General features: G+C 46.3%; 13 protein-coding genes. 10 read left to right on the top strand and 3 right to left on the bottom strand.

Annotated elements, in window-relative coordinates:
* Window positions 1-364 (top strand): SGNH/GDSL hydrolase family protein (locus AC1DVJ_RS28440; RefSeq protein WP_477595810.1); only part of this gene is annotated, 364 nt, incomplete at its 5' end.
* 6 nt (window positions 365-370) lie between these two features.
* Here the strand turns inward: AC1DVJ_RS28440 and trhA are convergent.
* A complete protein-coding gene (trhA, locus tag AC1DVJ_RS28435) occupies window positions 371-997 on the bottom strand; it encodes a PAQR family membrane homeostasis protein TrhA (protein ID WP_477595808.1) in 627 nt (208 codons plus the stop codon).
* Window positions 998-1,057: 60 nt separating this feature from the next.
* Here trhA and AC1DVJ_RS28430 point away from each other — a divergent pair, with 60 nt between their 5' ends.
* Together AC1DVJ_RS28430 and AC1DVJ_RS28425 are read left to right on the top strand one after the other, a co-directional pair.
* Window positions 1,058-1,828: an SDR family NAD(P)-dependent oxidoreductase gene (locus AC1DVJ_RS28430; RefSeq protein WP_477595806.1), complete on the top strand. Its 771-nt coding sequence runs from the start codon at window positions 1,058-1,060 to the stop codon at window positions 1,826-1,828.
* A gap of 163 nt (window positions 1,829-1,991) precedes the next feature.
* Window positions 1,992-2,834 carry a DegV family protein gene (locus AC1DVJ_RS28425; protein WP_477595804.1) on the top strand — a complete coding sequence of 281 codons (843 nt, stop codon included), beginning with the start codon at window positions 1,992-1,994 and terminating at the stop codon, window positions 2,832-2,834.
* Window positions 2,835-3,316: 482 nt separating this feature from the next.
* On the opposite strand, the gene AC1DVJ_RS28420 is transcribed toward AC1DVJ_RS28425, so the two are convergent.
* Entirely contained in the window at window positions 3,317-5,479 is a 2,163-nt protein-coding gene (locus AC1DVJ_RS28420) for a HelD family protein (RefSeq protein WP_477595802.1), read from the bottom strand.
* 186 nt (window positions 5,480-5,665) lie between these two features.
* Between AC1DVJ_RS28420 and AC1DVJ_RS28415 the strand changes: the two genes are divergently transcribed.
* The 7 genes from AC1DVJ_RS28415 (at window position 5,666) to AC1DVJ_RS28385 (ending at window position 11,229) form a co-directional block, all read left to right on the top strand.
* The gene (locus AC1DVJ_RS28415) at window positions 5,666-6,145 is read left to right on the top strand and encodes a glutathione peroxidase (protein ID WP_477595814.1); all 480 of its coding nucleotides are present in this window, start codon (window positions 5,666-5,668) and stop codon (window positions 6,143-6,145) included.
* 29 nt (window positions 6,146-6,174) lie between these two features.
* On the top strand, window positions 6,175-6,855 hold the full coding sequence (locus AC1DVJ_RS28410; RefSeq protein ID WP_477595800.1) for a PIG-L deacetylase family protein: 681 nt from the start codon (window positions 6,175-6,177) through the stop codon (window positions 6,853-6,855).
* 27 nt (window positions 6,856-6,882) lie between these two features.
* Window positions 6,883-7,419, top strand: coding sequence for an MOSC domain-containing protein (locus AC1DVJ_RS28405; RefSeq protein WP_477595798.1), 537 nt, complete (start codon window positions 6,883-6,885; stop codon window positions 7,417-7,419).
* Window positions 7,420-7,741: 322 nt separating this feature from the next.
* The gene (locus AC1DVJ_RS28400) at window positions 7,742-8,068 is read left to right on the top strand and encodes a DUF1904 family protein (protein ID WP_477595796.1); all 327 of its coding nucleotides are present in this window, start codon (window positions 7,742-7,744) and stop codon (window positions 8,066-8,068) included.
* A 67-nt stretch (window positions 8,069-8,135) separates the two neighbouring features.
* A complete protein-coding gene (locus tag AC1DVJ_RS28395; protein ID WP_477595794.1) occupies window positions 8,136-8,261 on the top strand; it encodes a hypothetical protein in 126 nt (41 codons plus the stop codon).
* On the top strand, window positions 8,258-10,513 hold the full coding sequence (locus tag AC1DVJ_RS28390; RefSeq protein WP_477595792.1) for a type IA DNA topoisomerase: 2,256 nt from the start codon (window positions 8,258-8,260) through the stop codon (window positions 10,511-10,513). Before AC1DVJ_RS28395 ends, AC1DVJ_RS28390 begins: the two co-directional genes overlap by 4 nt.
* 20 nt (window positions 10,514-10,533) lie before the next feature.
* Window positions 10,534-11,229, top strand: a complete 696-nt coding sequence (locus AC1DVJ_RS28385) for a uracil-DNA glycosylase (protein WP_477595790.1) — start codon at window positions 10,534-10,536, stop codon at window positions 11,227-11,229.
* A 91-nt stretch (window positions 11,230-11,320) separates the two neighbouring features.
* On the opposite strand, the gene AC1DVJ_RS28380 is transcribed toward AC1DVJ_RS28385, so the two are convergent.
* Window positions 11,321-12,226 carry a zinc dependent phospholipase C family protein gene (locus AC1DVJ_RS28380; protein WP_477595812.1) on the bottom strand — a complete coding sequence of 302 codons (906 nt, stop codon included), beginning with the start codon at window positions 12,224-12,226 and terminating at the stop codon, window positions 11,321-11,323.
* Window positions 12,227-12,304 lie beyond the last annotated feature (78 nt).

Below are 12,304 nucleotides of genomic sequence, written 5' to 3'. Positions count from 1 at the left end.
GGATAATACGGTGCTCAAAACGGCGCTGCAAACGTATGAGTCCAACTATCGTAAACTCATCGCACATATTGAAAAACTGCGGCAAGGCGTACAATCCCCGTATTTACTGGCCTTAATTGGTTTGTATAATCCATTACCACAGATTCCAGATGCAGCTTATTGGGTACAGCGCTTTAATCTATTTTTGCGTAAATTAGAACAGCCGCATATTCAAATCGTGCAGGTTTACGACGCGTTTGTTGGTCAAGCGGCACGATTCCYATCTGAGGATGCCATCCATCCCAATGAACTAGGCTATGAGAAGGTGGCTAACCAATTAGAGGTTGCCTTATCCTTGCAGCAGCTGCAGCAGTTGTTCATATAGATGAAGTTATCTCACATACCCGAAAACGGAAATGAAATGACAGGCGCTGCCGGCCAACACGAATAGGTGCCATATGGCATGGTGATAGGGGATGCGCCTCCATACATAAAAAATGGAGCCAAATGTGTAGAATAAGCCGCCAGCAACTAACCAAATGATGCCGCCTAACGGTAAATGAACGTAAAGCGGCTTAAACGCGATGACGATTAACCAACCCATCACGATGTAGCACAAGGTTGAAATCAGAATGAATCTTTTTACGTAAAATAGCTTCAAGACAATGCCAATGAGGGCTAAGCCCCATATGACGCCGAAATATGACCACCCCAGTACTCCCCGTAATGTTACGAGCAAATAGGGGGTATAGCTCCCAGCGATTAACACGTAAATGGCCGAGTGATCGAGGACTTCGAAAACATCCTTTAACTTTGTGTTAGTAACGATGTGCAGCAGTGTGGAACATGTATAAAGGATTACAAGCGCTGTACCGAAGATGCTAAAGCTAACGATATGCCAAGCATTCCCTTGCGTACAAGCTTGTACGATGAGCAGAACAAGTGCTGCGAGACTGAGTACAACGCCAATACCGTGCGTGAATGCATTGGCTTTTTCTTCTTTAATGGAATATTGCATATCAAACCCTTCTTTCTTTGTCGGAATGGGAACTCCTTATATAGATTGGACGATGAAACGATGTATTTACCTTCATTTCAACTGAATAATAAAATTGCACTTGTTACCGGAGCCGGAAGAGGCATTGGACGAGCGCTTGCCATTGGCTTAGCAGAGGCGGGGGCTGATGTTGCTATCTTCGCTCGAACGGCTTCGGATTTGGAAGATGTCGCGAAGGAAATCCGCGCTTTAGGCAGACAAGCCTATCCGTTTACCGTAGATGTTACGAATCGTGAACAAATTGAACTGGCGGTTGATGCTATCATCGCCCAGACAGATCGCATTGATATTCTCATCAATAATGCGGGTATGAATATCCGTAGTCAAGCTTTGGCTGTCACGGATGAAGAGTGGGATAAGATCATGCAAACGAACTTGAAATCCGCGTTCTTGTGCTCACAGATTGTCGGACGCCATATGCAGCAACGTGAATACGGGCGAATCATTAATATCGCCTCTGTTGCCGGGCAGGTAGCGCTGCGAACTGGCGTCGTCTATGCCGCGACGAAAGCAGCCATGATTCAAATGACCAAGGTGCTTGCTCTGGAGTGGGGGAAATATGGCATCCTTGTGAATGGCATCGGACCGTGGTATTTCAAAACACCGCTTACAGAGAAAATTTTGAGTCAGCCGGACTATTTGGCAGAAATTATTGCACGGACGCCACTGGGTCGCGTTGGTGAGTTAGAGGAGTTAGTTGGCCCCGCTGTATTCTTGGCTTCCGATGCGGCTAACTATGTCACAGGCCAAACGCTTTTCGTGGATGGCGGTATGACGATTTACGGATTTTGACGAATGTTATCTAAAATTGTAGGATTGAGCTTTACATATCGTTCTGGGAAATTTCCGGATGGTAGAACTAGGGTGATCGATTCTCGAAACCTATTAACAGGTAATGGCGTAGTAGTAGTAAAGAAAGAGTTTTCGCCAAAAAATAAGAAATGAGTGGACCGCCATGACGACAATCAAGATTATCACTGACAGCAGCTGTGACCTCCCGAGAAGTATTGTGGATGAAATAGGAGTAGGGATCGTTCCTTTATCGGTTCAATTTGGCGAGGAATGTATGCCGGCAGATATGGATCTTGCCGATTTCTATGCAAGAATGAAGCGGGATAGCGCGTTGCCGAAGACCTCTAGCCCATCGCCTGGGCACTTCCTAGATGAGTATCAGAAGGCTGGTCCTGATCAGGATATTTTGGTGATTTGTCTCTCATCGGCATTAAGCTCTACGTACCATCACGCGGTTATGGCGAAAGACATGTTGCTAGAAGAGGGCTTCACAGGCCGCATCGAAGTTATTGATTCCAAGACAACCTCGCTAGGGTTAGGTGTGCTTGTGTATCAAGCAGCTCAGAAGGTGGCGAATGGTATGTCCTATGATGAAGTGGTTGCTGCGATGCAAGTGGCGGTCAAGCGCGCAGGGACGTTCTTTTTCCTAGACACGCTGGAAAATGTCATTAAAGGCGGAAGACTCGACAGAGTCCGTGGCGCTGTAGCTTCTGTTTTGAATATAAAGCTTCTCATGAAAGCTAGTGAAGAAGGCGCCATAGAAGTTGTTGAAAAAATTCGCGGCACGCAACAGGCTTTGAAGCGCTTAATCTCATTTCTCGGCGATAAAGAGCATGATTACGAGAAAGACGTCATTGCGATCGCGCACAGCAACTGCGAAGCAAGAGCTCGTGAATTCATGGCCCAGCTGTTGGAAAAGCATCCGTTTCGCAACGTGCTGTTCTCCAATATGGGCACTGTAATTGGCACCTACGCAGGCGAAGGCGGCGTATTGGTCGCATATTAAAATGAAAAAAAGACACCTATTTCCCAACGATCCTTGTGATTGGTGGGTAGGTGTCTTTTTTAACATATTAGAAAGGTTTCAGTTTCCGCACACGTTTTTTCTGTTTGGCGAGAATACCTACCTTATGTAGGGATTTTGGTTGTAGACCAAAATAAAGTTTCAAAAGCTGCTACATTGCCATGGGCCTAGTCGATAGCTGCGAATGAGATTGTAGCCTGTGTCGAGATAAGGTGATGGCATCATCTTATTCGGGCTTTTTACTGTTCTAGCTGGAAATAAAGTGATGGCGTAACGCTATTGTGATAAAATCTGAGAAAACATCAACTTTTGGCGTTATTAGCGTTATCGCGTAACGCTAAATTTCATTTAGGTGTCCAATGGTGCTGAATAGCGTTATCCGGTAATGTTATCTAAAACCGCTCGCATAGCCTTGGGGCCTAGACGTTAGGTTCGAATGCGTTTTAAAGCAAATCCAGCCAGATTTATTGTGGAAACTCAGTCGTTGTAATTTCCGAATCAACAGTTGTAACGAGCGGCGACATTTCCCCCGTCACGAGCAACCATAGTTCATGCAGGGCACGTGTGCAACCCACATAGAGCAGCTTCGCATCCATGAGGGTCGTTTCATAGTGCTCAGCGGTAACATCCATCAGAATAACAGCGTCGAATTCTAAGCCTTTGGTCAAATAAACAGGCAACACAGAAATCCCGCCGCGATAGACGCGTTGCTTCGAGGTGATCAGATTCGTCTCGATCCCGATGAGGGTCAATGCCTCATGCAGCTCTTGAGCTTGCTTCTCGGTTCGTGCAACGACAGCGATGGTACTGGACGTACCCGTATGTAAGCTTTTGATCGCCTTTTGCAGCAGCGGCAGTCGCTCTTTCAGCGACGCTTGCAGCACGCGAACTTTATTTCCGCTGCGGAATACGGGAACTGCCAACAAAGGATTGCTAACGCCGCGCTGAAGCACCAAATTCGCAAACTGGATGATTTCCATAGTAGAACGGTAACTCCGTTCCAACTCGAAATACCCGGTTTCCTCCGTTTGGAACAGACTAGAAAATTCTTTCCAATCCTGTATGCCTTGGTAGGCATGAATTCCTTGCGATAAATCGCCTAGAATCGTAAAAGAGCTATTCCGTGTGTATGCATCCAACACGGACACTTGGAATGGTGAGAAGTCTTGCGCCTCGTCAATGACAACATGATCGAATAATCGGTCCGACGAAATGCCGTGAAGTCGTGTATGGATGTAGAGAAGAGGAGCTAGATCCTCTAGTTGTACTTCCTTCTTTTTGAAAAGCTTCGCAGAAGCCGTCACGATCGACTCTGGTAGGTCTTTCAGCAGATCTGCTGGCAGACTATCTGGTCGACCTTTGTCAGTGAAGAGCATTTTATAAAAGCTGAATGCCGTATACTCAGGCCAAGCCGTAAGGTAGGTGCGAAGCTTTTGAGCTGATTTCTTCTTCAATTCTTTCTTCAGGCTTTGCTCCCAAACTTTATCGAGCTGCATCTCCATCCAACGCTTGATCCGCGCGACGACGCGCTCACGACGTTTGATCATCGGATAGTGCTTATTCTCGACGAAAAACCATTCGCGAATGGTGGCGATAGGCAGCTTGACGCCATCCCAAGGAGAAAAGTCAGCAGTGGGAACATAGGTCTCTTCAAGACGGTTGAGACAGTCGTCCAAGAAATGTTTGAAGGTAATCGCTCCCTTGAAACGCCCTGGCGCTTGATCGTCAACCGGCGGTCGCTTACTGCCGAGGGCAAACCAACGCTGCAGCGTGAGCTCTTGATCTGCGATTTGCACCTCATGATCGAGCACTTCGAGTGCCCAATCGGTAAAGGTGCTCTGCCCAATATTGCCGACACCAAGCTCAGGCAATACGCCTGAAATATAGTCCAAGAACATTGAGTTGGGAGCGAAAATGATCATGCGTTCCGCCCGAACCTGTTCGCGATATTGATAGAGAAGGAATGCGAGTCGGTGCAAGGCTACGGTTGTTTTACCGCTTCCTGCGACCCCTTGAATAATAAGTGCTGTGTTCTTCGCGGCACGAATAATGCGATCTTGCTCCGCTTGAATCGTGGAGACAATATCGCGCAGCTTGTTATCTTTATTTTCGCCCAATCGGTACAGCAAGAACTCATCGCCAACAGAGAGGGAGTCTTCATTTCGGTCGTATGTATCTACAACACGCTGGAGAATTTGCTTACGCACAACAAGATTTCGCTTCAAATAGACTAGGCCGTCAATTAGACCATCAGGTGAGTCATAAGAAGCGGCGTCCAATCCGCCTGTGAAGGAATAGAAAAGGCTTGCAACTGGAGCGCGCCAATCAATGACTAGAAGTCGGCCTGTTCGCTCATCTTCAACACCAGCTTTACCAATGTAAAGCGGTACAGGTGAACCAGCGCCTGTTTCTTCGAAGTCAAGGCGGCCGAAATACGGCTCGTCAATGGCTTTGGTTAAATTGTGTCTGCCGTTCTCACGTAAAACTTCAAGGGCTTGCTCCGTTAAATCGGGACCGTAATAGACCGGAGTTGCTCTAAGGCGCTCCAGCTGTTTATCGATTTCCTTATTCGTTTGCTCGAGCCGTTGCAGTTCTTCTTGATAGGCACTTTGAGTCTTTGTGTCCAAGATCAGTTACCTCCTAAGATCAGATGTTGTCTATTGAATTATCATAAACAGGTAAACACTATAACACACCTGAATGGAGATAGAAAGTGATTCTGGAAAATCATTCCCTTTACATTTGGGCATCTGTGGAAAGGGATGGTATACTCAGAAGGTATGCAATTTATTTTGATGGAGGCGAAGGAAATCATGTCTATTTATGATATCGAGGTTAAGACGATTACAGGTGAAACACAACCACTTTCAGCATATAAGGGGAAGGTTCTTCTTATCGTGAACACAGCAAGTGCTTGCGGACTTACTCCGCATTACAAAGGTCTTCAAGAGCTGTACGAGCAGTACGAAGGTAAAGGCTTGACGGTACTCGGTTTTCCTTGTAATCAATTCGCTGGTCAGGAGCCAGGTACGAACGAAGAGATTCAAGCGTTTTGCGAGCTGAACTACAAAGTGACTTTTCCGCTATTTGATAAAATCGATGTAAAAGGTGAGCATGCGCATCCGTTGTACACATACCTGCTTAGTCATACGCCTGAGCCGTATGCTACTAACGACATTGAATGGAATTTCGTGAAATTCTTAGTTGATGCGAACGGTAATGTTGTTAAACAGTACAGTGCACGCACAGAACCTGCGGAAATTGGAGCGGATATTGAGGCTATTTTAGCTTAAATGACATTGTAATGAAGGGAGGACGTGCAATGGGGTCAATCAACGGGTTTGTTTATGCCCATCCTGATGATGAAACGTTCTTAAGCGGATGCCTCATTCGCCGTCTTGCTGACGAAGGAGAACCCCCGGTCTTGCTGTTAGCCACGAGAGGCGATGCGGGTCGACAAGGATTAGAGCGTGCGAAGAATCGACATGAGTTAGCCGAATTACGCGAACAAGAGATGAATGTAGCTGCCGGAATTCTGGGGATTGCTACGGTCGAGCATTTGAAATGGCCAGATGGTCAGTTGGATGAGGTTGATTTTCAGACATTAGTACAAGGTGTCATCTCGTTTATTCAGCGGCATGAAATCGAGCACGTGTTTACGTTTGCGGAAGACGGAGGTAATGGTCATCGAGACCATATCGCGATTTCCAAGGCGACCACTGCAGCTGTGCATAGCGGAGCTTGTCCGAGTGTAAGAAAGCTTTATTATGCGGTATCCCCGCTGTTGCGAGCTCAAGGACATCAACCGTCAATCACCGTTGACACGGAGACTCTATGGCCCGTTAAGGCTGCTGCACTCAAAGCTCATCATACACAGTTTGTCACAATCGGCAGATACTTCGGTAACTTGGTTGATTTTCCAGAAGAGAGACGCTGGGAAGCTTTTGTATTGGGTTGGCAGGATGGTGTGTATTGGCCGATGCATGAAGTTGTGCAGTTGTAGGCTTTAATGAAAGGAGGGGGACTCGGTATGCCCATTCATGCACGAATTGAAGCGATCCTAATTGCAGATGATCCATCGACATTTGTGACAAGAGAGCTTGAGCGTGTAGAGCTGCGTTTCGGCGGAATCGAGGGAGATCGCCATTTCGGTATTTTCGCCAAAGCGGATGTTCGTCAGCCCATGTACAAGCGTGGTCAGGAGATTATGAATCGACGTCAGCTTAGTATTGTTTCAGTGGAAGAGCTAAAGGGAATTGCTGAGCGCATTGGTGTGGAGGAAATCAAACCTGCATGGTTAGGCGCCAATATTGTTGTAAGCGGTGTGCCAGAGTTAACCAAGCTGCCAATGGGGATCCGGATGATACTTCCTAGTGGCGGCGGGTTGGTATGTGAAGGGGAGAATGAGCCTTGCTCAGGTCCTGGACGTATCATTGCAAGCCATTATGGAGAGCCGATCTTAACGAAGTTATTCATTCAAAAGGCGCAGCAAGCAAGAGGCATTGTTGCTTACGTCGAGCATCCAGGCGAGCTCAAGGTTGGCGATGTCGTAGAAATTCATAATTAATTTTCTGGTGTACCCCCTGAAACGGGAACGCCCTAACGAATGACATAATCAAAGTTAGGTTATTCATCGGGTTTAGGGGAGTGTCAGGATGTCTCTTTGCAACTGTGATAAATGTGGGCGCTTATTTCTCACGAAGTGGGAAACAAGGTGTATAAGCTGCTTGCAGCTAGTTCTGAACGATTCACATAAAGTGAAGGATTTTGTTCGAGCGAATCCACGTGCGACACTTTTTGAAATTTATCATCAAACAGGGGTGTCCCTGCAAACTATAAAAGAGTTAATGAAAGCTTAATCGCACCTGTACAAAAAGGAGCTTTCCAGTATGCCGCATATGATTATTAGAGGGATAAGTATTCCACACATCCAATCCATAAGTACAGCGCTTATTTCAGAATTAGCAGAAGTCTGTTCTTGTGGAACAGACAATTTTATGTTGGAATGTCTGCCTACCGTCTCCATTGCTCGAGGAGAGGTTTGTGAAACCTATCCATTTATTGAGGTAGGCTGGTTCGAACGAGGTCAGGAAATTCGCGATGCCTATGCAAATGTAGTCACTAAGCACATCTTGTCACTCGGCATACCTGAAGTGGAGATTGCTTTCMAGGTATACCGGGAAGATAGCTATTATTGGAATGGGAAGCTGGTCTAACGAACTTTTCCAGTTAACCCTTCAATTCCACGATAAGTGGGGTTGGAGGTTTTTTTGCGTTTTTTTCATGCCAAAAGTCGAATTTCGCGTGATCGATATTGCAGGCGCTATTAAAGTGGGATACACTGAATCGACAGAATCTGATTTCCAGAGATGCTTCGGGAATCACAAGTTAGGAGCGATTTGTGGTTGAAGACATTAATTATTGCGGAAAAACCCGACATGGGGCGAAACATAGCTGCCGCAATAGAGCCAAAAGCCAAAAATATGAGGTCTCACCTTGAAGGTGAGCAATATATCATCACTTGGGCAATCGGTCATTTGATTGAACTAGCTGAACCGGATCACTATGATGAAAAATATAAAAAGTGGAATATCAATCATCTGCCGATCATTCCTTCCGAGTTTAAATTAATTCCTAACCCGCGTACGTACGATCAACTCAAGGTGATTGCGGAATTAGCGAAGAAATGTGATCATTTGGTCAACGCTTGCGATGCGGGGCGAGAAGGGCAGCACATTTTCTCTCTTATTCAACGCCACCTAGGGCTGCATCAGCCTGTTAAGCGGTTATGGATCTCCGATCTAACCTCGGAAACGATTCGTAATGGCTTCGCAACCTTAAAGGATGGCGCGGAATACGAGAATTTGACGCGTGCCGCGCGCTCTCGAAGCGAAGCGGATTGGTTGATTGGGATGAATGGTTCACGTGCGTTTACTACTAAGCATAATGTATTGCTATCCGTGGGACGTGTTCAAACGCCGGTGCTTGCGCTTATTTATGATCGCCAGAAGCAAATTGAGGCGTTCTCTTCGCTTAAATTTTATGAGCTGGAGGGGCACTTTGCCCAGGGGGAAACGGCATATCGCGGCATGTGGCAGGGGGATCGTTTTACAGATGGCGAGAAAGCGCAGACACTTGCTGCGAAAGTGAAAGGGAAGCCAGCTCGGATCCAATCCTATGAAGTGAAGGATACCAAAGAATTCCCATTCAAATTATATGATTTGACCTTATTGCAGCGTGAAGCGAACGGGAAATATGCCTTTTCTGCCAAAAAGACCCTGGATACGGCGCAAGCCTTGTACGAGAAACACAAAGTGATCTCATACCCAAGAACGAATTCCAACTATGTGACGGAGCAAAATATTCCAGACATGCATAAGGCGTTAAACGCTTTGCAAGGTACGGCTTACCATGAGCTCGTTCAGGGTGCTAATCGCAATCTTGTTCATATTAATAATAAATTCATTTGTAATCCAACGAAGGTAGAAGATCACCATGCCATTTTACCTACCAATAAAAAGGCTTCAGGACTAAGTCCAGACGAGCAGAAATTGTACGATCTCATCGTGAGGCGTTTTCTATCGCAATTTTACCCGCCGGCAGCCTATAAGGTTCATACGGTTATGACGGAAGTGGAACAGGAGCTTTTTAAGACAACCGTTAAAGAACTGTTGTCCCTAGGCTGGAAGGTCATTTACGCCGATCAGAAGAAGGAAAAGGCGAAGGCCCCGAAAGGGAAAGAAAAGGAAGACACTGATGACGAGGAAGAGCTCGAAGTCAACGAGCCGTTTTCCATTGATGCCGATGGGGAAGTGCTTTGTTCGGATGCGATTGTGAAGGAAAAGGATACTCAGCCGCCCAAGCATTTTAATGAGGGTACCTTGCTGAAGGCCATGGAGAGCGCGGGTAAGCAGATCGAGGATGAAGAGCTGCGAGATGCGATGAAAGACTCCGGTTTAGGCACGCCGGCCACACGAGCGGCAACGATCGAACGGCTCAAGAAGGTCGGTTATATCGACATGCAAGGGAAGAAAATCATTTTGACACAAAAGGGCAGAATGGTTGTTGAGTTAATTCGTGGAGCGGGTATCGAGCTGCTGACTTCACCAGAGATGACTGGGCAATGGGAGCGCAGATTGAATGAAATTTCCCGTGGCACGGCCTCTGATGAGCAGTTTATGCATAATGTGAAAAGGTTCGCGACGCTGATCGTCGATAAGGTACGTAAGCAAGCTAGAGCTTCGAAAACGGATTTCGAAGGGGAGAATGCACCGGAGGCGGCAGGTAAGCGTGGGGCAGCTTCAGCGAAGACACCTTCGCGGGGGGACGCAGCAGCGAAAGCTCCTGCAAAGAAGAAAGCTCCTGCTGCGAAGCAGGCAGGTGACGGAACAAGCACATTCATCGCCACGTGCCCAAGACCTGGTTGCGGCGGCTCTCTCTTCATGGGGCGTAAAGGCTACGGCTGTTCGCATTATAAGGAAGGCTGCAGCTTCGTCATTTGGAAGGAAAGCTTCGGACGAAGCTTAACGGATACACAGGTGCAGGCTCTCGTCCAAAAAGGAAAAACGACGAAGCTGAAGCTTGTCCTGGCTGACGGAACAGAAACGGATGGAAAGATTGTGTTGAAGGATGTTGCTACGGGTGCACTGGGCACCGAATGAGTGGATAGGGGAACTGCCGAGTGAGGTCATTGACGAATGATTGGTTGACTGTTTTAGAAGAGGAATTTCAAGAACAATACTATATGGAATTACAGCAGTTTCTTCAGGAGGAGTTTGCTCAGCAAATCATTTATCCACCAGTGGATGAGGTTTTTAATGCTTTGGAGTGGACTTCCTTTGAGAATACGAAGGTTGTTATTCTGGGACAAGACCCCTATCACGGAAATGGGCAAGCACATGGGCTAAGCTTCTCCGTGAAACCTGGGATAGCAATTCCTCCATCGCTAAGAAATATGTATAAAGAATTAGAGACGGATATTGGCTTTACCATACCTGATCATGGTTATTTGAAGTCCTGGGCAGAACAAGGGGTTCTGCTGTTAAATACGGTTTTAACTGTTCGTGAGGCCTTGCCTAATTCCCATAAGGGGAAGGGCTGGGAACGGTTCACAGATCGGATCATACAAGCATTAAGTGCGAGGGAAAAGCCTGTTATTTTCTTGCTTTGGGGAAGTCATGCACAGTCTAAAGCATCATTCATTGACGTGGCGAGACATGTAATTGTGACTTCGGCCCATCCTAGCCCGCTATCGGCGTATCGCGGATTTTTCGGTAGTAAGCCCTTTTCTAAAGTTAATGCCATCTTAAATCGACTTAATATGACAGAAATCGATTGGCAAATCCCGAATTATACAAATCCAAAAAACCACGAATGACAAAATTCGTGGTTTTTTTCATACATATAGACTGAAACCCGAGCTCAGAAACGAATAGTATGTTTAAGGTGTGTTACGAATGCCTATCTGGTCACAAAATGGACTGAACATAGGTAATTGGCAAGTGTAGCTCGCAGTCTTTACCAGTTTCATAAGAGCGATTTCCGAGTACTTCGCCAAAAGCGTCGTAATCAGCCTCTGTGCCTCGTTGCAAGACTTGAATAGCTGATTGAAGCACATTGGTCGCGTCGTTCATGGCTATGTCCAGTAACTCCCACACAGTATAGGTGTAGGTTTCATTCAGATCCGTCGGACAGTTCCAAGCCGTCTTGGCTTCATTAAAATAATCGAGCGGAGCCGGATGCTTCGTAAATACTAATGGTGATATTTGACCGAACGTCAACATACGTTTGAGTCCACTTGGATCATGAAATAACCTTTGTGCACGGATCATGTCGTAGTAGGCGATATCCCAATCGGACTCGCGCATCTGCGAAGCGATTTCGGGATAATGAATCGCTGCAGCAGCGGAAAGAGCAGGAACGATACCAAGGGGAAACTTTTCGCCAACGTAAATTTCTTTCCATACCGGTGTGTTCCATGTTTGAATATCTCGCTCATGCTTTGCAAAGATGGTATCCATGATGATTTCAAAGCGTTGATGATCCCATTTCTTGAAGCCTGACTTATAGAATACATAGGGATGTAAATTACGATCTAAAACATGGTGTGTCAAAAATCCTAGTACGTAAAGAACGGCAGGATTATATAAGCCTCTGCCTTGTACCTGACGAACAAGATCAAGTAGAAACGGTCCGCAGGCGTCTTTGTGCATGAGACTTCCGAGTTCATTTAATTTCTTGTCTTTTTTCCAAGGGAGAAAGTTATGATAAAAAAGAAAGTCGGGTCCTTGGCAGCCGAGTGAGAAAATATTTCGTTGCTGTTTATCGTTCAAGACCGACGCATGACCCAGTTCACTCGTGACTTTTTGTCCGATAATTAAATGTGTCCGAATATTTGGCTAGGGAGCATTCCTCCTCTCGCTTGTGATGAAGTTTATTGAAGCCTTGCTTTG

The sequence above is a fragment of the Paenibacillus sp. P4_A9 genome (genome assembly GCF_056402415.1).
The sequence above is the reverse complement of the archived record's forward strand: the minus strand, read 5'-3'. Positions and strand labels throughout refer to the sequence as shown.